Below are 22,483 nucleotides of genomic sequence, written 5' to 3' on the forward strand. Positions count from 1 at the left end.
CTCTCGGCGCCCGGTCAGCGCCAGTCGTAGCGCCGGTGGTGGTTCTCCACCCCGGTGAGCACCAGCAGTTCGCCGGGGTGTGCGGCCCGGTCCGCGAAGTCCCACCAGTCCTCGGGGTCCACCCGGCGGTCGCGCTCGGGGACGAGGCAGCGCCGGGTCTCCTTGAGCAGGCGGGTGTACTCCTCGAAGCCGACCGCCCGGCGGGCCGCAAGCCGTTCGGCGATCCGCATCCGGCCGAGCTCCGGCCCGGCCTCGGGAGCCACCACCCCGCTCAGGAACTCGGACGCGCAGCCGGAACCGTACGAGAACAGGCCGACCCGCTCGGGCCGTTGGACGGGTGCCCGGTCGATCGTGGAGGCCAGCGCCAGGTAGACCGACCCGGAGCAGAGGTTGCCGACCACCTGCGGGTAGGCCAGCGACGGCGCGACCCGCCGGGCGAAGTCGGCCTCGACGGCCTCGGCGCCGACCGCGGTGTGCTCGCGCATCATCTTGCGGTGCCCGGCCTTCACCAGGCCGGCGAACGGGGTGTGCAGCACCAGCCGGTCGAAGGTGGTGGCGAAGTCGGCGCCCTCCACCCGGTCCGCGTAGTCGGCGAAGCTCCGGGTGAGGCAGTCCAGGTAGGCGAAGAGCGAGCGGTCGGCGTCGGCGATGTCCAGGGTCGGCTCGGGCCGCGCCGAGTCCAGGGTCTCGTAGCTGTGCAGGCCGTACGCCCCGGGGTCGATGGCCAGGATCCGCGGCTGGTCACCGAGCAGCACGGCGGCCGCCCCGTGGCCGGTGGCGGCCTCGGCGTACTGCGCGTACTCGTCGACCACCGCGACGTCGGTGGCGATCACCAGCGCCCTCGCCCCGGGCGAGTGGCCGGACGCCAGCCAGCCGGCGGCGAGCTGCACCATGCCGGTGGCGGCGTAGCAGGCCTGCTTGGCCTCCAGCACCCGGCAGCTGCGGGACAGGCCCAGGTGTTCGTGGACGTAGGAGGCGACCGACTTGCTGTAGTCGACCCCGGACTCGGTGGAGGTGACGAGCAGTTCGATCCGGGCGCGCTCCCCCGGGGTCAGGGCGTCCACCAGGGGCTTGGCGGCGTTGACGGCGTTGGTGACCGGGTCCTCGAACGGCAGGCCGACGGAGCGACGCTCCATCATCAGGTTGGCGAGGCGGTCGTGGTCGAGTCCCCGGCCGTCGAACAGCTCGGTGAGCGCGATACCGGCCAGCCCGGCGTACACGTTGAGCCACTCGATGCCGATCATGCGCGCCTCGCCCGGGCCAGGTGGTCGATGAGGTGGTCGATGTCCGGGATGGCGCTGAAGGCCGACAGCGGCTCGTCGATGCCCAGCCGCCGGGTGACGGTCAGGATGATCTCGATCCGGTCGACCGAGTCGGCGCCCAGGTCCCGCAGGTGGCGGTTGCCGGTGATCTCCGCCGCCGGGAGGGTCGGCAGGATCTCCCCGATCGCCTCCCGCAGCGCCAGTTCGGCCGCTGACCTGGCCTCGCGGCCCACGGTGTCGTTCACTGCCCCTCCTCCTCGGGCTGCCGGTACACCCGCTGGGTGCTGACGGCGATCAGATTTCCGGTCGTTGCGTCCCGGATCACGACGTCGAACAACTCCTCGGCCCTGTCGGCCGTCCGGGCCCGTACGGTCACGCCGAGCTCCAACTCGGTGTCCGGGTCGGCGTTCTGGGCGTAGCACAGCTGCTGGTCGACCACCCGGCGGCGCAGGAAGGCGCCGTCGTCCCGCCCGAGCGCACGCCACTGGCACAGCACCGCCTGGTCCACGAAGGAGAAGTAGGAGGCGAAGTAGACGAGTCCGACGCCGTTGAGGTCACGGGTGATGTCGATCCGGTAGCGGGTGGTGAAGCCCTCGGCGACGGGGGTGTACTCCTCGGGCGGCTCGTCGCAGAAGCTGAGGGTCTGCCGGGCCCTGCCGTACGCCCGGCGCGGCGAGTACTCCTCGGGCAACGCCGGCAGCCGGCGGTGCCTGAAGTCCGCCGGAGAGGCCGGCACCAGGCCCTGGTTGGAGCCGGCCCGGCGGCGGCTGACCCAGCGGTTGAAGTTCTCCACGTGCAGTTCCCCGGGCGCCGGGCCCCGGTAGAACTCCGCCGCGGTGAGCGGGCGCCCGGGGTCGGCGGCCGACGCGGCCGCGATCCGGTGGATCGTCAGTACCGACTCGCTGCCGAAGTCGAACGAGCGCGAGGTGACGTCCAGCACGTCGCCGAAGCTGACGCTGCGCAGGTGGAAGTCCCTGCTGCCGCGCACCCGGTAGTAGTAGAAGGCCAGGTAGGCGGGGCTGCCGTCGGCGCCGCGGGCGCCGAGTACGTCGGTCCCGCAGAGCGTGCCGACCGTCTCCCAGGTCCAGTCGCCGATCTGGCCGAGGAAGAGCGAGTTGTGTCCGCACATCGCGGGGCTGACGGTGACCCGGCGGCGGAGCGTGCCCGCGTCCGGCGGCTGCGGGCCGGTACCGTCGGACGGGGCGGTGCCGTCGGCCGGGGCGGTCTGGTACGTCATCGGTTCTCCTGCCGGCCGGTCGCGTCGATCTCCGCCAGGAAGTCGGCGAGGACCCGGTTGAACCGCTCGGCCGAGGTGAGGCTGGGAAAGTGGCCGGCGTCCTCGAACTCGGCGTAGCGGACGTCGGGGAGCGTGCCGTGCAGCAGGTGGCCGGTCCGCAGCGGGACGACGGTGTCGTGCCGGCCGTGCACGATCAGGGCCGGCACGGCCAGGGTGGCGAGCTGCGACAGCAGGTCCCGCGAGGCGTCGAACTCGTCCAGGTAGCGCAGACCGATCCGGGCGTCCAGACTCTCGCAGCGCAGCAGCAGCTCCTCGAACTCGCCGCGGGCTGTCGCCAGTTGCTCGCTTCCGGTCCGGGCCAGCAGGTGGTCGAAGTCCTCCCGGGCCACCAGTGCCAGCCGGTTCATCTCACCCCGGCGGTTGCCCACCTTGTACGAGCCGCCGATCAGGGTCACCGAGGCGACCTCGCGCGGGTGCCGCAGCGCCAGCGTGAGCGCGGGCAGCGTGCCGAACGAGGCGCCGGCCAGGTGCACCGGCTCCCGCACGTCCAGCGCGTCCAGGGTGCGGCGCAGCAGTTCGGCCATGCCCTCCACGGACAGGTCGGCGGCGGCCGTGGTGGCCCCGACACCCGAGTGGTGCACCGAGATCACCCGGTGCCGGTCGGCCAGGCCCGCGAACTGCGGGCCGAAGAAGCCCGCCCCGATGTTGAACGGGTGCACCAGGACCAGCGGGGTGCCCTCGCCCGCCTCGAACACCTCGACCTCGCCGTCGCTGAACCCGAGCAGGCGCCGCCGGACGGCCGGCTGGTACTCGGTCAGCACCGCGTGGTTCTGGCTCAGTGGCCGGTGTCCCTCGTCCATCGCGGCCCGGACGTCGGCCGGGATGGCGGCGGCGGGATGGTAGGTGGCGGTCGCCGGGTGGTGCGCGGCGGCCCGGGCGTCGACCGGGACCAGCTCGGGGGCCGGACCGGCGTCCCGCAGGCAGGCCGCCAGCCGGCGCCCGGCCTCCTCGGCCCGGCGGACCCCCAGGCCCACCGGCACCGCGAACCGGATCAGCCCCTGGCTCTCCGGGCCGACCGCCAGGTGGGGCGCACCGCGGACACCGGTGTGCCGGTAGATCCACGCGAGCCAGCCGGCCACCCGGTGCGGTCGTCCCGCCTCGCCCGGCAGCCGGGCGGTGTCGAGCAGGACGCAGTGGCCGCCCGACGCGGACACCGGCAGACCGGCCGCCGCGAGCGGCGCGTGCAGGGCCCGGACGGCCGCCATCCGCTCGGTGACTTCGGCGGCGGCCCGCTCGCGGTCGGCCAGCGCGGTGGCGATCAGCCGGCGCTGGGTCAGGCCCGGTTCTGCGCCCCGCTGGAGGACGTCCTCGGCCAGCCGCTCGGCCAGCTCGGGATCGTCGGTGGCCACCACGCCGCCGACGTCGATGCCGAAGTCCTTGGAGAGGCCGAGCGTGACGGTGTCGGCGAGGGAGAGGATCTCCTCGGCCACCTCCCACAGGCTCCGGCCCGTCTCACCGGCCTCGTACTCGGCGACGAAGGCCGCGTTCTCCAGCACCCGGGTGGCGTCCAGGACCAGCGGTACGCCGTGGGCGTCCGCGCTCCGCCTGATCAGCCGCAGGTTGGCGAGCGAGAGCGGGCGGCCGCCGAGTGCGTTGGTGCTGGTCTCCACACAGACGAAGGACACCTTGCCCGGGTTGGCGGCGAGCGTCCGCGCCAGCGCCTCGACGTCCAGGTCGCCCCAGGACGGCGTCCGGCCGTCCACCGCGTCGGCGGCCGGTACCGGCAGCGGGGTGAAACCGTGGTCGAGCTGGTTGATCGCCCAGGTGGGGAACAGCGCGTTCTGCACCACGAATCCGCGCCGGCGCGGCCACGCCCGGCAGAGCATCGCCTCGGCCGACCGTCCGCGCACGGTCGCCACCGCGTACCGGAACGGCAGCAGGGCCGCGAGGTCCGGCTCCGTACCCGAGGCGGCGTCGGTCCGGGCACGCAATGCTGCCATGCCCTCGGCGACGAACGGTGTGTCGAGCTCCGTCCAGGAGTCGGTGACCAGGTCGAAGTCGGCCTCGACGGACGGGAGCAGCAGCGGGTTGTGGCCGGTGGCGGCAAGCCGCCGCTCTCGCGTGCGGACGGCGTTGGGCGTGGCGGGGATGGTGGGTTTGGCGGGGGTGATGAGGGCTGCGGGAGTGGCGGGGGCTGCGGGAGTGGCGGGGGCTGCGGGAGTGGCGGGCGTAGCCAGGGCGTCGGGTTCGACGGACTGCGGCTGCGGTACCTCGGGGTTGGCGATCATCAGGATGATCTCGCCGATGTCCGTCGGTTCGCCGTCGGCCGGTCGACACAGGTAGATCGGCAGGTTGACGGGCCGGAACTTGTTCTTGAAGCGGAAGTTCCCCTCCCCGGTGAAGACCCCGGTGGAGCGCAGCTCCGCGAGCGCCCGCTCGGCCACCGGATCGGCGTTGGCCGAAGCGCCGAGCCGCACGCCCAGACTCGCCCCGAAGCTGAACATGGTGCAACCCTCGTCCGCGAGCAGCCGGACGATCCGGGTGATCGTGTACTCGAGTCCGCCCATCGGCAGGTCCTCGGCGTAGAACTCCAGGTCCAGCAGGTACCCGGGCTCGGAGGGGATGCGTGTCACGATCACCGCGCAGCGCAGCTCCTCGCCAGTGTGGGTCAAGAACATCCGGTGCCGCTCGCCGAGCACCCCGCGCCGGATCTCCTCCCGGACGGTGGACACGTACGGGTTCACCATGTCCTTGGTGGCGCACCAGCGGTCGATCAGCTCCGCGATCCGGGAGTCGGTGGCCGGTTCGGAGCCCACCCGGTACTCGGCCGTTCCCGCTCCGGGCACCCGCTCGAACCGCTGCACCATGTAGCGGAGTTTCTGCTTCTGGGTACCCGCGAGGGTGAAGTCCCGGATGTTCTCCATCCGTTGGACGGCCCCGAACGGCGTGGCCGAGTAGGGGCGGCCGTCCACCTCCGTCAGCCGGACCATGGACAGCAGGTTGGGCCGCAGGCCGTGGCGGGCGGCGTGCTCGCTGTACTCGCGGGTCAGCCCGGGCAGGTCCGCCTCGGATCCGACGTAGCTCCAGGCCAGGACCGAGCCCGTTCGCTGGGAGAAGTTGAAGTACGCGGTGCGGGCCGAACCCAGGAAGACCAGGGGTGCGATGTCCCGCCCCGGCAGGCCGCCCTCCTTGGCGTGGCGGAGGTCCAGCTCGGCCAGCACCGCGGCGATTTCGGGCTGCTCGCCGAGTTCGCGCTTGCGTACCACCAGCGGGCCCGGCTGGTCGACGCCCGCGGGCCGGCCGGCGGCGAGGTCCGGGGCCGGGGGTGCCGCCTCCGCCGGGTCGACCGCCGCCTCGGCCGCCAGCAGCTCGGCGGTACCGGGACCGTGGAGTGCGACCAGGTGCCCGGCGAGCGCGCTGACGGTGGGGTGGTCGAACAGCAGGGTCTTGCGCTGCGCGCCGAACCGGCGTTCCAGCACCGCGACCACCCTCAGCATGTCGAAGGAGGTGAAGCCCTGGTCGGCGAAGTCCGAGCCGGGCTCGACGGACCGGCCCACGGTCCGCCCGATCAGCCGGCTGAGCGCCTCGGCCTCCGGCCCCGGCCCTCCGGCCGGGAGGGGGCCGGCGGGCGCAACCGACGCCACGGGTGGAGCCGGGGACGGTACCGGCACCGGTGCCGCTGCCACCGCGGGGGCCTGAGGGAGCACCGCGCCGAGGGCCGCGGCCACATGGGCCGTCAGACGGTCGACGGAGTCCTGTTCGTAGAGCTCCGCCGCTTTCAGGTCCAGGCCGTAGGCCTCGTTGAGCCTGTGGACCAGATCCATCCGGAAGATCGAGTCCAGCCCGAGGTCGCCGAACGGCCGGTCGTGCGACAGTTCCCGCTCCGGGGTGCCGAGGATCTCGGAGAGGCCGGCGAGCACGGTACGGCGGACCTCGGTGACCACCTCGTCCCCCCACACGTGCACGATCGCGGGTACCTCAGCCACGGACACCGCGGTTGACGTTACGTCAGACAAGGACTGCACACGAGTCGGCACGGTCGGCAGGCCGTCGAGGGGGGCCAGCCTCACCCGCTCCCGTTGCTGCTGCGGCGCGGGAGTCCGCGCCGCGCGGACGGTTGATGGCGCTTCGATGGTGACCTCCGGGTCGGGTGCCGGTGCGCCGGGGGCGAACCAGTGACGGGTTCCGTTGAGCGGGATGCCGGGCAGCGGGGTGCGCCGCGGCGGCCGGTCGGTCCACAGCCGCGCCCAGTCGACGGAGCGGCCGCCGACCCACTCGCGGGCCAGTCCGTCCAGATCGCCGTAGGCCGTGGCCGGCCCGTCCGCACGCGCGGCGCCGAGGTGTCCGCCGGGCACCGACTCGCCCCGGGCCAGCGAGGTCAGCGCGCGGACCAGCTCCGCACGGTCCTCGACCACCACCGCGAACCGCTCCGGCCACTCCTCGCGGCCGGTCTGGAGGGTGCGGGCGACCTCCGCCAGGCCCGGCGCCCCGCGCTCCAGGCGCCGGACGAGCCTGGCGGCGTAGCCGGCCAGCTGTTCGCGCGTCGGTGCCGACACGGCCACCAGCTGCGGACCGTGGCCCTCCACCGCGGGCCGCGGGCGGTAGGACTCCAGCACCACATGCGCGTTAGTCCCGCCGAAGCCGAAGGAACTGACACCCGCGCAGCGCGACTTCACACCGTCGGCCCCGGCCGGGGCGTCCCAGTCGGTGAGTTCGGTGCCGATCCGCAGCGGTGTGCCGTCCAGCCTGATGTGCGGGTTCGGATTTTCGAGGTGGAGGTGCGGGGGAAGTTGGCCGTGTTCCATGCCGAGCAGCACCTTGAGCACCCCGGCGATGCCCGCGGCGGCCTCCAGATGGCCGATGTTGGTCTTCACCGAGCCGAGCACGGTGTACGGCCGGTTCGGCAACTCCCGCCCCAGGTCGGCGTAGAGGGTGGTGAGGGCACGCTTCACACCCTCGACCTCCACCGGGTCGCCCAGGCTGGTACCGGTGCCGTGCGCCTCCAGGTAGCCCAGCCGGTCCGGGTCGGTGCCCGCCGAGCGGTGCGCCTGGACCAGGACCCGCGCCTGCGCCTCCGGGTTGGGCGCGGTGAGGGAGTTGGCTCGCCCGCCGTGGCCCACGGCCGTTCCGGTGACGAGCCCGTACACGTGGTCGCCGTCGGCCAGCGCGCGGTCGAGCGGCTTCAGCAGGACCACCCCGCAGCCCTCGCCGCGGACGTATCCGTCGGCGGCCGCGTCGAAGGTCCGGCAGCGGCCGTCGGCACTGAGCATCCCGGACTGCTGGAAGGCGGTGAACAGGGCCGGGCTGAGCAGCGCGCTGACCCCGCCCGCGAGGGCCTGCTCGCACTCCCCCGCGGCCAACGCGCGCACCGCGCGGTGGATGGCGACCAGCGAGCTCGAACACGCGGTGTCCACCGACTCGCTGGGCCCGCGCAGATCCATCAGGTACGAGACCCGGTTGGCCAGCACGGCGTGGGCGACGCCGGTCGCGGTGTGGGCCTCGACCCGGGCGCCGTCCCTGCCGAGCAGGTCGGCGTAGTCGGAGGTGGACACGCCCGCGAACAGGGCGGTGGCCGTGCCCGCCAGGTCGGCGGGACGGTAGCCGGCGTCCCAGACCGCCCGCCACGCGGTCTCCAGGAACAGCCGCTGCTGCGGGTCCATCATGGCGGCCTCGCGCGGGGCGATACCGAAGAACCCCGCATCGAAGCGGTCGATCCCGTTCAGGAAGCCGCCGCGGAATCCCTCCGCCCCGGCGGCGGCCCGCAGTTCGGTCCGGTCCTCGGGTACCGCCGTCACCAGGTCGTGCCCGGCCGCCAGGTGCTCCCAGAACTCCTCGGTGTCGGCGGACCCGGGCAGCACCCCGGCCATCCCCACCACGGCGACCTCGAACCGCCCGGAGCGCACCGCCGGCGCCTGGCGGCCGGGCGTCCGCCCTGGCCGTTCGGTCCGGTGGACGGTCGGCTCGGGCTTCTGCCCTTCGGCGGGTGCGGGCTCGGGGTCTGCCGCAGGCTCGGACTCCGCCGACGGACTGTGCCGCGCCGCCACCTCAACGGCGTGGTGCCGGCCGAGGTAGGCCGCGAAGGAGACCAGGTCCGGGCACTCGAACAGGACGGTGGGCAACAGGTCCAGGCCGTAGTGCTCGTTGACCTTGATGATCAACTCGGTCAGTGTGATCGAGTCGAACCCCAGCTCGAGCAACTGCTCACCGGGGTCGACCTCGGCAGGGTCGACCAGCAGGAAATCGGCTGCCATGGCACGGAGTTCACGCTCCACCGCCTCGATGTCCGGCGTGGCCGAGCCGATTGGGCCCCCGGACGTCCCGGCGGCACTTCCCACTCCCCCGGGCGCGGCTGCCTCCTCGAGTACCTCGGTCGGCTCGGGCGGGACCGCATCGCCCCCGGCCGGACGAGCAGCCCGCTGCACCACCGAGACCCGGGTCTGCGGGCCCGCCGCCAGCAGCTCGAAGGCCCGCAGACCGCCGGCCGTGCTCAACGGAACCATGCCCCAACGCCGTTCCAGGAGTTCCCTCGTCGCGCCGTCGACGGTGATGCCGCCCTCCTCCCACAGCGGCCAGCCGATCGAGACGGTACGGCCGGAGCAGAGGCCGGCTTGCTGCCGCTGCGCCCGCAGCTCGGCGAACTCGTCGAGGAAGGCGTTGGCATAGGCGTAGTCCACCTGGCCCGGGTTGCCACTGCGGGCCACCACCGAGGAGAACAGCACGAAGAAGTCCAGCGGCTGGTCCGCCGTCAGCTCGTCCAGGGCCATCGATCCGAACGCCTTGGGCGCGAGCACCGCGTCGAGGCCGGCCCGGCGCTTGGTGACCGCGCGGGCGTCCCTGGTGACCCCCGCCGCGTGCACCACCCCGCTCAGCGGCCCGTGCTCGTCCGTGACGGCGGCGACGAGCTCACGGACCTCCTGGGGCCGGGAGACGTCGGCGCGCAGATGGCGGACGGTGCTGCCGTTCCGGGACAGCTCGGCCAGCAGCGCGAGTTGCCCGCCGTCCGGTTCCGAACGGCCGGTCAGGACCACGGTGACCGGACCGGCCTGGACCAGCCGGCGGGCCACCAGCAGGCCCAGCGCGCCGAGCCCGCCGGTGACCAGGTAGGTGCCGCCGGGCCGCAGCCGCAGGGGCTCGGTCCCGTCCGGCGTGAACTCGGCCATCCCGACGAGTTGCCGCTCACCGGAGCGGTAACGGACGTCCTCGGCCGTGCCGGGACGGCAGGCGAGCAGCTCGCCGGCCAAGCGGTCGGCGAGCAGCGGCGGTTCGGCCAGGGCCTCGGCGCCCTCGAAGGCGACCCGGGCCGCGCCGAGCCGGCTGTGCTCCAGGGCCAGGCTGCGCAGGGCGGCACCGAGCGCGGCATCGACCGGGCGGGAGACCGGGGTGGGTGCCGGATAGCCGTACACCACCCGGAGGTCGCGCGGGCCCGTCTCCCGGGCCAGCAGCGCGGTCAGCAGGGAGAGCGGTGCGTGGAACCCGGCTTCGAGGTCGGCCGGGAGCGCGGCCGTGCCGTACTCCGCGGCGCCCTCGGAGGCGTACCAGACCACGGCATCGGGCGCACCGGCACCGTCCGCGAGCTCGGCCACCAGCCGGGCGCACTGTTCGGGGTCGGAGAGCGCCAGCCGGTAGCCGCCGGTGGCGGTGCGGCCGAAGACCGTTCCCGGGACGACCGGGATGACCACCGGAACAACCGTGACCGAATGCTCGGCCAGCCGCTCCGTCAGCCCCTCGGCCAGTTCGGCGGCCGACGCGGTGTCCTCCGCGACCAGGAGGACGGTGCGCGGGACCGCGCCCTCCGGCATCGGCAGCGGGGCCGCCTCCCAGACCGGCCGGGAGTACTCGACCCGGGCCAACTCCTGCTCCGGCACCGGCACCTGCTCCGGCACCGGCTGCGCTGCGGCCGGCCTCGCGGGGCCCGGGAGCCAGTGCCGGGTGCGGTCGAACGGGTAGGTGGGGAAGGCCGCCCGGCGCGGGCGCGGGCCCTGCCACAGCCGCCGCCAGTCCACCTCGGCGCCCGTCACCCAGGCGCGGGCGGCCTCGGTCGGGTCGTCGCCCTCCCAGGACGGCGGATCTCCGCGCCGCACGGTACCGCGCAGCAGCCCGTCCGGCTGCCCTCCGTCGGCGAAGGCCCGTAGGGACGCGGCGAGTTGGTCCGTTCCGGTGGCCGGCACGGCCAGCCGCTCGGCCATCTCCCGCCGCCCGGTCTGGCTGGTCCACGCCAGCTCGCGCAGCATGGCGCCGTCCGGGGCCTCCGCCAGCCGGTCCGCGACCCGCCCGGCGAGGACGGCGAGCCGTTCGGGGGTCCGTGCGGAGAGCAGGAACACCTGCCGGCCGCCGGCCGGCTCACCCGCCGGCTCCGGCTCGCGCCGGTCCCGGTACTCCTCCAGCACCAGGTGGACGTTGGCACCCCCGGCGCCGAAGGAGCTGACACCGGCCCGGCGCGGACACTCGGCCAGGACACCGTCCTGCTCCAGCGTGGGCCGGTGCCACGGGGCCAGCGCGGTCTGCGGCCGGAACGGCGACTTCTCGAAGCCGATCCTCGGGTTGGCCCGGTCGAGGTTGACGCTCGGGTACAGCCGGCCCTCCTTCAGCTGGAGCAGCACCTTGGTCAGCCCGGCGATGCCGGCCGCGCCCTCCAGATGGCCGATGTTGGACTTCACCGAGCCGACCGGGACCGTCCGCCCGGCGACACCGTCCTCCGTGGCGCCGCCGAACGCCCGGGTGAGGCCGGCGATCTCGATCGGGTCGCCGAGGCCCGTTCCGGTGCCGTGCGCCTCGACGTAGGAGACGGTCCGGGGGTCCACGCCGGCGCGGCGCAGCGACTCACCGATCAGTTCGGCCTGGGCGTTGGGGTTGGGCACCGTGTATCCGCTGGTCCTGCCGCCCGCGTTCGTCCAGCCGCCCCGGATGACGGCCCAGATCCGGTCACCGTCGCGCTCGGCGTCCGCCAGCGGTTTCAGCAACACCGCGCCGACGCCCTCACCCGGCACGTAGCCGTCGGCATCGGCGTCGAACGGGCGGCAACCGGGCCCGCCTGCCAGCATGTTCCGGCTGGACAGCGCCACCAGGTGCGCCGGGTGGAGGATCAGGTTCACCCCGCCGGCGACGGCCATCCGGCACTCGCCGCGGCGGATGCTCTCGCAGGCCAGGTGGACGGCCATCAGCGAGGAGGAGCAGGCCGAGTCGACGGCCATGCTCGGACCGGTCAGGTCGAACACATGGCTGACCCGGTTGGCCACCGACCAGTACGCCGAGTGGGCGCCGGTGAACTCGCCCCGGCTCCACCCCTCGGCGGCGAGCTGGCCGTACGACCCGTACATCAGGCCGGCGAAGACACCGGTCTCCGGCACCCTGGTGTGCTCGCCGAGGTAGCCGCTCTCCTCGAGCAGGTTCCAGCAGGTCTCCAGGAAGAGCCGTTCCTGCGGGTCGATCGAGCCCGCCTCGCGCGGCAGGATGCCGAAGAGTTGGGGGTCGAAGGCGTCGACGTCCGTCAGGAAGCCCGCCCATCGGCCGTAGCTGCGGTTGGGCTGGCCGCGGCGGGCGTCGAAGTACTCGCGCCAGTCCCAGCGGTCGGCCGGTACCTCGGTGACGCAGTTGACCCCGGCCGCCAGGTTGCGGGCGAAGGCGGCCAGGTCCGGCGAGCCCGGGTAGCGGCCGGCGACCCCCACGACGGCGATTCCGGCACCGGCGGGCACCGGCTCGACCGCCGGGGCCGTGGGCTCCGCAGACGTGGCCGGGGCGGAGCTGGCCGGAGCCATGGGCTCCGCGGAGCTGGCCGGGGCGGAGGGCTGCGCAGAGGCGGCCGGCGCCGTCGAAGTGGTCGGCACCGCCGAGGCGGTGGCGTGCTCCGGGCCGATGGCCTCCTCCTGGTCGGCGGCCGTGAGCGGGGCGAGCCGGTCGCCGTGCACGGCCGTCAGGTGTTCGGCGAGCCGTTCGATCGTCAGGTGTTCGAAGAGCAGGGTCGCCGGGAGTTCGCCCAGGTCCCGGGAGAGCCGATCGACGATCTCCGCACCGATCAGCGAGTCGACCCCGAAGGTCTCGAACGTCTCGCGGTCGGTCAGCTCGTCCTCTGCGCACTTGAGCACCTCGGCGAAGATCCGCCGCAGGTAGCGGCGGGTACCGGGCCGCACGTCCGGGGTGCTCTCCGGGACCCCGGCGGCGAGCGGAACGCCGGTGACCGCCCCGGCGGTGAGCGGAGCGCCGGTGAGCGGCATGCCGTGCTCGGCCAGGCGGGCCGGGTCCGCCTTGATGACCAGCAGCTGACCGAGTCCGGAGGAGATCGCGCGGGCCAGGGCGGGCACGCCGTCCTCCGGCTCGATCGAACCGACGCCGAGTCCGGCGAAGGACCGGTGGTAGCGCTCCCGGGCGACGGCGCCGACGCTCCCCCAGAAGCCCCAGTTCACCACCGACACCGGGAAGTCGTACCGCCGCCGCGCGTTCCAGGCGAGGGCGTCCTCGAGGGTAGCCGCCGCCGCGTAGTTGGCCTGGCCCGGCGAGGCGACGAAGGACGCGGCGGAGGAGAAGAACACGCAGAAGTCCGGCCGCTCCCCCGCCAGGGCGTCGAGCAGCGCCGCCGCACCGGCCGACTTCGGCGTGATCACCCGGCCGAACTCGTCCTCGGTCATCCGCGCGAACGGCACGTCGCACAGCTCGCCCGCCGCGTGCAGGACCCCGTTCAGCGCGCCGAACGACTCCCTGGCCTGCGCCACCGCGGCCCGGACGGCCACCGGATCGGCGGTGTCACCGGACACGTACCGGATCTCGCCGCCGAGTCGGGCGATCTCCGCCAGCCCCTCGGCCACCTCGGGGTGGTCGGCCGGCCGGCGGCCGAGCCAGACCAGCCCGGCCCGGTGGTCGGCGGCCAGCCGCCGGCTCACCGCACGACCCAGGCCGCCGCTCCCGCCGACCACCAGATAGCTGCCGCCGTCCCGGAAGGGGGTCGGCCCGTCCTGCTCGGGAACGGGCCGGAAGCGCCGGAGGTAGCGCCGCCCCTCCCGCCAGGCCACCACCGGGTGCGTGGCGTCCTCGGCCACGATCCGGTCGGCCTGGGTCGTGACGTCCTCCGGGTCGGCGCCGCCGAGGTCGAGGCAACCGACCTCCCAGTGCGGGTACTCCGCGGCCAGGCTCCGGATCAGGCCCGGCAGGCCAGCGCCGCACGTTTCGACCTCGTCCGCCTCCCTCACCGGCAGTACCCCGTAGACGACTTGACGGATCGTCAGCTCGCGGTCCGACTGCCCGGCCCGGATCAGCTGCTTGAGCAGGCGGAAGGCGGCCGTGGTGACCGGATCGCCGGCCGGCCCGGTGACCGCCGGACCGGCCGGCGGACCGGCCAGGACGTAGAGCACGTCGAACGGCCCGGGCGCGCGCTCGGCGCCGTCCAGCGGGATGCGGACCACCTCGTCGGCGGAGTGCCTGGCCGCCAGCGCGTCGGCCAGCGGACCGGCGGTGGCCGTGTGGGCGAGCGCCACCCGGCGGCCGCCGACTGCGGCCGGGCGCGGGGCGAGCGGGCGCGGGGCGGGCGGGTCTGCGGCCTGCCACTCCGGCCGGCAGACCAGCAACCGGTGTGCCCCGGTACCACCCGCGTCCGGTCGGGGCCCGAGCGTCATCTCGGCCCGGGCGGCCGGCACCGTGATGGTACGGCCGGAGCCGGTGATCCAGTGCGAGGTACGGGCGAAGGGGTGGCCGGGCAGCGGGACGTGCCGGGCGGGCCGGTCCCGATGCAGCGCCTGCCAGTCGACCTCCCGTCCGGCCAGGAAGTCCTCGGCGAGCCGGTGCAGCCGGGAACCGTACCGGTCGAGCGTGGGCCGGCCACCCGCCGACAGCAGTCCGGCCTGCTCCCGCAACTCCGCGAGGTCACGCACCACGAACGCGGCCCGCACCGGGAAGTGCGCCCGGCGAAGGCTCAGCGTCCGGGCGACGTCGCCCAGATCGTGCTCCTCGGTCAGCTGCCCGGCCAGCTCCCGGACCAGCGTGTGCAGCGCGTCCGGCGTCCGCGCCGAGAGCGGCAGCAGTACGGCCTCCGTGCTTCCGGGCCGCTCCGCCGGGGCGGGGCGGGCGGGCGCCTCGGCCAGTACGGCGTGCGCGTTGGTCCCGCTGAAGCCGAAGCTGCTCACGGTGCCGATCCGGACACCCGAAGGTCCCGGTCGCCAGGGTGTGGGCTCGGTGACGACGCGGATCGGCACCGCCGGGTCGATCTCCGGGTTGGTCTCGCGGTAGTTCAGCGACGGGGGTATCTCGCCGTGGTGGAGGCCGAGCACCACCTTGATGAACCCGGCGATGCCCGCCGCCAGTGTGGTGTGGCCGATGTTGGACTTCACCGAGCCGACCGGACAGGGGTCCGCGGCGGACCGGCCGCGCAGGATCCGGCCGAGTGCCTTGGCCTCGATCGGGTCGCCGAGCTGGGTCCCGGTTCCGTGCGCTTCGATGTAACCGATGTCCCGGGCGCTGACTCCGGCCCGGCGGTGGACCTCGGCCAGCAGGGCGGCCTGGGAGTCGGCGCTGGGCGCGGTGATGCCGTTGGTCCGCCCGTCGCCGTTGGTGCCGGTGGCCTTGACCACGGCGTACACCGTGTCGCCGTCGGCGAGTGCCCGGTCGAGCGGCTTGAGCACCACCGCTCCGACCCCCTCGCCGAGGACCATCCCGTCGGCCGAGGCGTCGAACGGCGCGCAGCGGCCCGAGGGGGAGAGCATGCCCGTGCGGCTGGTCCAGACGTGCATGCGCGGCGTGAGCATCACCGCGACCCCGCCCGCGACGGCCAGGTCGCACTCGCCCGCGCGGATGGCGGTCACCGCCTGGTGGACGGCGACCAGCGAGGACGAGCAGGCGGTGTCGACGGCGACGGTGGGCCCGCCGAGGTTGAGGTGGTAGGCGATCCTGGCGGCCAGGATCGACGGGGAGTTGCCGAGGAAGGCCTGCCCGGAGCCGTCCTGGCCGACCTCCTCCAGCAGCCGGAGGTAGTCGCCCTGGCCGGTCCCGACGAACACTCCGCAGCGAGCCCGTTCCGGGCCCGGAACGGCGTACCCGGCGTGCTCCAGCGCCGACCACGCCTCCTGGAGGAACAGTCGCTGCTGAGGATCCATCAACTCGGCCTCCATCGGCGAGAGATGGAAGAACCCGGCGTCGAACCGGTCCACGTCGGTGAGCAGCGCGGCCCACCGGCTGTAGGTGCGGCCCGGCGCACGCGGGTCGGGGTCGAAGTACCGGTCTACGTCCCAGCGTTCGGCGGGCACCTCGCGGATGCTGCTGCGGCCGGCCATCAGGTTGTCCCAGAAGCCCTCCACCGTCGGGGCGTCGGGGAAGCGCGCGGACAGCCCGATCACCGCGATGTCCACCGGCCCGATGACGCCGCCGCCCGTCGCCGTGGACACCGGCCCCGGATCAACGACAGGCGGCACGGAATCGGCGGGCCCCACCGCAGACGACGCAGCCACAAGCGGTTCAGTCACTGGCGGTTCAGTCGCTGGCGTTCCAGCCCCTGCCGGTACGGAATCGGCGGGCACGGTGCGCCCGGGCACCGGGGCCAGGACGACCGGTCCCGGACGGGCCGGTGCCGAAGGGGCCGGTGCCGAAGGGGCCTGCCCGGCAGCGGGATTGACCAGCGTCAGGGCGGGGGGCAGCGGGCGCTGCGGGGCTGCTGTCGGGGGTTCCACCGGGACCGGAGGGGAGGGGGCGGGCGCGGAGGACGCGGTCCCGGCCGGGGACGGGACCGGTGCGCTGGGGACGGCGCCGGCCTCGACCGCCAGGGCGGCGGCGTGCAGGGCGTGTGCCCGGCCCGCCTCGGCGACGGTGAAGTCGGCGAGGCGGCCCAGCGTCGGGTGGTCGTACACCGCGACCGAGTCCAGGGTCAGGCCGAAGCGCTCGTTCAGGTCCCGGACGATCTCGACCACGCCCAGCGAGTCGACGCCCATCTCACTGAAGGTAAGTCGCGGGTCGATCTCGCCCCGGCCCAGGTAGAGGTGGTCGCAGAGGGTCTCGATGACCACGGAGACCACGGCGTCGCGGTCGGGCCCGGCAGGTACGGAAGTCCCGACAGGCTCAGCGGACGGTTCGGCGACGGGGCCACCGACCGGAGCGGTCACGGTGTCCGGAGCGGTCATGGTGTCCGGTGCATCGGCGGGGGCCGCGAGCGCCGGCTGCGGTGTCTCCTCGAACGGTGTCTCCTCGAACGGTGCCGCCGCGTGCGGGCCGGGGGTTCGGTAGCCGGCCAGCCGGGCGGTGTGGGCGTGTACCCGGTCCACCGCGTCGCGGCCGAGCACCCGTCCGTGCAGTTCGGCCTCGCGGGCCACCACGCCGGAAAGCTCGGCCAGTGTCCGTCCGGCCAGTTCGCGCTTGAGCTCGCGGACGGCCCCGGCCGGGCGGGCGGCGACGGACCGGGCGAGGTCGAGCGCGGCGGGCAGCACCTCGGCACGCGGCAGCACGGTCAACTGAGCTCCCCGGCGGGCCAGTTCGGCACCGCTCAGCGGTCTGCCGGTGTAGAACATCTCGGCGGCCAGCGAGCGGCCGAGCCGCCGCTGGAGGATGTACGTGGCCCCGAGCCCGGGAGTGAACCCGTAGCGCAGGAAGCTGGCCGAGTACATCGCCTCGCGGGCCAGCAGCACGACATCCGCGTGCAGGCCGAAGGTCAGGCCACCGCCGGAGGCGTGCCCGGAGATCGCGGCGATCACGGGACGGTCGCAGCTCAGCAGGCCCTCGTAGAGGAACGGGACGTCGGTGAAGCTGCCCCGGCCGCCGGCCAGCCGCTCCAGCGCCTCGGGGGTGCCGCCCATGCTGAAGGCTGGACCCGCGCTGGTCAGCACCACGACCTTCACCGCGTCGTCGGCCGACAGCTCGGCGAACGCCGCCTCCAGCCCGCGTACCGTCTCCTCGGTGAACATGTTGCTCTCGCCCCGCATGGTGACCAGGGCGATACCCGGGTCGAGCACCCGCAGTTCGACGGCGGGAGCGTCGTCCGCGCCGGGCCGTTCGGCGGAGCGCTCCGGTTCCGCCCCGCGCGCCACCGGCCGCATATCGGCCGCTGCTACCTCCCACGGTCGCTGATCCAACGGGTGACCGGCCCGGTCCGGCTCGAAGCGGTCCAGCACGGAGCGGTCCGGCACGGAGCGGTCCGGCTCGGAGCGGTCCGGCTCGGAGCGGTCCGGCTCGCCGGCGTCGGGGGTCGCCGCGCTGCGCCAGCGGCCGATCCAGCAGGGTTCCTCGCTCAACGGATGGACGGGCAGCGGGATCCGCCGTCCGGCGGGTCGCCCGGCCACCTCTCGCACCGCCGGCCAGCGCACCTCGGCACCCCGGACCCAGGCGGCGGCCAGTTCGCGCAGCCGGCCCGCCCGGAACAGCTCGGCGCAGTCGGCGGCTGTCGGACCGGCCGGACTGGTCGGACTCGTCGGACTCGTCGGACCGGAATCGGCCCAGCCGGAGAGGTAGTTCGCACCGTCCGCCGGTTCGCCGCGCAGGTACGCGTCCAGACCGGCCATCAGGCGGGCGATCCCGTTGGCCGGGTCGTCGGCGACCACGGCCAGCCGGTGGGCCCGGTCGGTGCGCCCGACCTGCAGGGTGTGCGCCACGTCGGCGGCGAAGCGCCCGCTCCCCGGAGCGGATCGGCCGATCGCCCGCAGGGTTCCGTCCAGGGTGAGCGCATCCGGCGGGACTTCCCGTCCGAGCAACTCACCTGTCTGGCGGGCCAGTTCGAGCAGGGTGGAGCCGTCCAGACCCAGTTCGCCGAGCGGTGCGTCCTGGTCGATCTGGTCGGGCCGCACACCGAGGATTCCGGCGGCCAGCCGGGCGAGCTCGGTGCCGTCGTCAAAGACCGTGTCCTGGGAGGACGTGGCCTGGAAGGCCGGATCCAGGGTGGCCCGCAGTGCGCCGGCGTAGCCGCGCAGGGAGTTCTCGTCGGGTGCGGAGAGGACGAAGAGCAGCCCGGTGTCCGGCTCGGGCGCCGGGGCCGGCCGGCCGTGGTCGTACTCCTCCACCAGCACGTGCACATTGGCACCGCCCGCGCCGAACGCGCTCACACCGGCGCGGCGCACCGAGCCGTCGGCGGGTCTGGCCCACTCGCCCTGCCCGCGCTGCACGCGCAGCCGGGAGTCCGCGAGGTCCAGGTGCGGATTGAGCCGCTCGGTGTGCAGGGAGGGGACGAGTCGGCCGTGGCGCAGTTGCAGCAGCACCTTGGTGAGTCCGGCGATCCCGGCGGCGCTCTCCAGGTGGCCGATATTGGACTTGACCGAGCCGACGGCACAGCCGCTGCCGGCCGGGTCGGCGTCGGCGAAGGCGCGCCGCAGCCCCTCGATCTCGATCGGGTCACCGAGCGCGGTGCCGGTGCCGTGCGCTTCGACGTAGCCGACCGTGCGGGGGTCGACTCCGGCGCGGTCCAGGGCACTACGGATGAGCGCCGCCTGCGAGTCGGGGCTCGGCACGGTGAAACCGCTGGTCCGTCCGGTGTGGTTGGCGGAGGTGGCGCGGATGACGCCGTGGATGTGGTCACCGTCGGCCACCGCCCGGCGCAGTGGCTTCAGCAGGACGGCTCCGACGCCCTCGCCCGGCACGTAGCCGGTGGCGTCCGCGCCGAAGCTGCGGCAGCGGCCGTCCTCGGCGAGGAACTGGCCCTGGGCGAGCTGGAGGTACTTCTGCGGGTGCAGGGTGAGGTTGACGCCGCCGGCCAGCGCGAGGGTGCACTCGCCCCGGCGGATGCTCTCCACCGCGAGGTGGACGGCGGTCAGCGAGGAGGAGCAGGCGGTGTCCACGGCCATGCTCGGCCCGGTCAGGTCGAAGGTGTAGGAGACCCGGTTGGCGACGGCCGCGTGCATGGCGGTGGGGGCCACGCCCTGGTCCTGGAACAGCTGGTAGTGGTTCCACATCACGCCGACGAACACGCCGACCGTCTCGCCGGCCAGGGCCGGTGCTGGGTAGCCGGCGTTCTCCAGGGTCTGCCAGCAGGTGGTGAGGAAGAGCCGCTCCTGCGGGTCCATCCGCTCCGCGTCCCGGCGGGAGATGCCGAAGAACGCGTGGTCGAAGCGGTCCGCGCCGTCGAGGAAGCCGCCCCACCTGCTGTAGGTCGAACCAGGCCGGCCCTTCTCCGGGGCGAAGTAGCGGGTGTGGTCCCAGCGGTCCGCCGGGATCTCGGTGATGCTGTCCCGGCCGGCCGCGAGGTTGCGCCAGAAGGCATCGGGGTCGGGGGCGTCCGGGTAGCGGCCGGCCAGTCCGACCACCGCGATCAGCCCGTCCGGTCCGTCCGGTCCGTCCGATCGGTCTGATCCGGTCGAGCCGTCCGGTCCGACCGCCGGTCGGCCCGAGTCGGCCTCGGTGCCGATCGGCGTCGCGGGCATCGGGAGCGGCGCCTTCGGCAGCAGTTCCACTACCCGCTCCGGTGCGCCGTGGACGGCCACCACCGTGCCCTCGGCGCCGCGCAGCACCTGCTCCAGTAGCGCGATACCGTCCGGGGCTGGCATCGGCCAAGTCCCCTCGACGCGCCGCGAGTTCGCGACGGCCTCCGGAGTGAGCCGCATGCCGCCGTCGGCCCACATCGGCCAGCCGATGGCGTAGGTCCGACCAAACCGGTCGGCGCGCCCCGACCTGGCCTCGGCGAAGTGCTCCAGATAGGCGTTGGCGAAGGCGTAGTCGCTCTGGCCCGGTACGGCCCGGGAGGCCGACAGCGAGGAGTACAGCACGAAGAGGTCGAGCGGGTCGTGCGTCGTCGCCTCGTCCAGGTGCAGTGCGCCGATCGCCTTGGGGGCGGCCACCACCGCCGGAGCGTCGTCCGGTTTGTTCTGGAACAGCGAGTCGGCGGTGCTGCCGGCGAGGTGGAAGACCCCGTTGATCGGCCCGAACTCCCGGCGGACGTGGGCCAGGGCCACCTCCGTCTCCGGCCTGCTGGTCACGTCCGCCGTGAGCCGCAGCACCCGGGCCCCCGCCGCACTGCGCCTGGCGTCCTCCTCCGCTGCCGTACCGCCCGCCGGACGGCGGCCGATCAGCGCGATCCGGGCCCGGTAGCGCTCCGCGAGATGATCGGCGAGTACTCCGGCCAGTCCGCCCGAACCGCCGGTGACCACGTAGACGCCGTGTTCCCGCAACGGTCCGCGCGCGTCCGGGGCATGGGGCGGCTCCGGCCGGAAGGCCCGCAGTTCACGGGTGCCGCTCCGGTACCGGGCCGCGGGGGCGCGGCCACCGTCGCGCAGCTCGGTGAGGATCGCCGTCGCCACCTCCTCGACCGTCCAACGGTCCACTTCGACGGCCCGGCAGCCGATCGCGGGCGCCTCGGCGGTCACGCAGCGGGCCAGGGCGCCCAGCGCCGGCAGCTCGGGGACCGATCGTCCGAGCCGGCCCGGGTGGACGGCGAGCAGCCGGCAGGCCTCACCCGGGCGGTGGCGGACCAGCGACCGCGCGACGCTCAGCAACTCGGCGGCCGGAGCCGCGGGTTCGGCCGGCTGCTCGGCGGCGAGGAGGACCAGGGCGCCCGGCCGCACCCCGCGGGCCGCGAGGTCCGGCCAGAGCCGGTCGAACCGCGCGGGATCGGCCGGGTCGAGACCGATCCGGTGCTCACCGTCGCCGACGGCCCCGGGTGCCGCCAGCAGCACCCGGCGGCCGGGCAGGAGTTCGCCCAACTTCGCCGTCAGGCCGGGAGGTTCACTGCCGGGGGCCAGCACGACCAGGTCGCCCTCGGGCAGTGCTCCGGCCTCGGCCGGGGCCGGGTACCAGACGGGGCGCAGCAGGGCGGTGGCGGCCGCCGGCGACGCGCCTTCCGGTGCCGGAGGGGTGGTCACGGCACCGGCGGGCCGGCGGTACTCGTGGTGCTCGGCCAGGTGGGCGGCCAGGCTGTCGATGTCGGTGTACTCGAAGAGCAGGGTCGGGTAGAGCGTCCCGGCCACCGCCTCCTCCAACCGCTCACTGATCCGCACCATGTCGCCGGAGTCCAGGCCGAGTTCGTAGAATCCGGTGGTGCCGCTGACCTCGGCCGGCCGCTGCCCGAGCGCCTCGCCGACCAGCTCGCGCAGCCGGGCGGTGAACGCCTCCAGCGCGCCCGCCCCCTGCTCCACGACCGAGGCGTCCGCCGAACTCCCGGTCACGGTGGGCGCGTTGGCAAAGGAGGTCTCCCAGCCATCGGGCGCCCCGGTCGCGGCGGGCTCGTCCGCCGCCGTGGACTCCAGGCCGTCGAGCAGCCGGGTGATCAGCCCGGCCCGGCGGATCCGTTTGCAGATCAGCGCGCCGAACTCGGCGAGCAGAAGGCCCTGTTCGTCGTAGAGGCCGTAGTCGCTGGTGATCACGTCCCGGGTGTCGGCGAGCCGCTCCGGGGCCGGGGCGTAGAGGTGCACCCGCCGGCCGAGGGCCCCGGGCGCGCGGAACCGGTCGATGTAGACCGGGATGAAGGGCTCCCGGGAGACGGCCTCCGTCTGCCCGTAGGCGGCGATGGTGGAGGCGTCCAGCAGCGCAGGGTGCAGATGGAAGGCGTCGGCCTCGGGGGCGGTGGCGTCGAGGTTCAGCTCGGCGAGCAGGTATCCGTCGCCGACGTGCAGCGGGCCGTGGCAGGCCATGGCGGCCCCGTGCCGGATGTTCTCGTCCCGGGCGCGGGCGTACAGTTCGGCCAGCTCGTAGCGGCGCACCGCGCCGGCCCTGAGTGCGGCCGGGTCGATCGTGGTGTCGGCGGCGGGGTCGCCGTCGAAGCCGAGTACGGCCCGCATGTTCTCCCGCCAGGGCGAGCCGGGGACCCCTGCCCAGCGGCTCTCGGCCGTCACCGCCCGGGTGCCGTCCGGTCCGGCCTGCGCGATGGTGATCCGGATCTCGCGGTCCGCTCCGTCGGTGGTGGCGATCGCCTCGGTGAAGAGGATCTTGCGGAGTACGGCCCGCTGGTGGTCCAGGCCCCGGCTGCGCAGGATGCGGAAGAGGATGTCGAGGAAGGTCACCCCGGGCATCACCGACACGCCGTGCACGCGGTGGTTGCGCATGATGAAGTCGCTGTCGGCCAGCACCACGCGACACTCGATCCGTTGCTCTGTCACGGTAC

At 74.3% G+C, this 22,483-nt stretch carries 4 protein-coding genes; all 4 read right to left on the reverse strand.

The features are described 5' to 3' along the window. Positions 1–14: 14 nt before the first annotated feature. Genes ABD369_RS30240 through ABD369_RS30255 form a run of 4 tightly spaced genes read right to left on the reverse strand, consistent with a single transcriptional unit; the run spans position 15 to position 22,478 of the window. On the reverse strand, positions 15–1,244 hold the full coding sequence (locus ABD369_RS30240; RefSeq protein ID WP_344639762.1) for a hydroxymethylglutaryl-CoA synthase family protein: 1,230 nt from the start codon (positions 1,242–1,244) through the stop codon (positions 15–17). Beyond that, positions 1,241–1,507 (reverse strand): acyl carrier protein, encoded by a 267-nt coding sequence (locus ABD369_RS30245; RefSeq protein WP_344639763.1) that lies wholly within the window; start codon positions 1,505–1,507, stop codon positions 1,241–1,243. The genes ABD369_RS30240 and ABD369_RS30245 overlap by 4 nt, the downstream gene beginning before the upstream one ends. Then, positions 1,504–2,499, reverse strand: coding sequence for an LnmK family bifunctional acyltransferase/decarboxylase (locus ABD369_RS30250; RefSeq protein ID WP_344639764.1), 996 nt, complete (start codon positions 2,497–2,499; stop codon positions 1,504–1,506). The genes ABD369_RS30245 and ABD369_RS30250 overlap by 4 nt, the downstream gene beginning before the upstream one ends. Beyond that, positions 2,496–22,478 (reverse strand): SDR family NAD(P)-dependent oxidoreductase, encoded by a 19,983-nt coding sequence (locus tag ABD369_RS30255; RefSeq protein WP_344639765.1) that lies wholly within the window; start codon positions 22,476–22,478, stop codon positions 2,496–2,498. The genes ABD369_RS30250 and ABD369_RS30255 overlap by 4 nt, the downstream gene beginning before the upstream one ends. Between the last annotated feature and the right edge of the window lie 5 nt (positions 22,479–22,483).

Origin of the sequence: Kitasatospora cystarginea (assembly GCF_039533515.1) — a bacterium.
Classification (GTDB): Bacteria; Actinomycetota; Actinomycetes; order Streptomycetales; family Streptomycetaceae; genus Kitasatospora; species Kitasatospora cystarginea.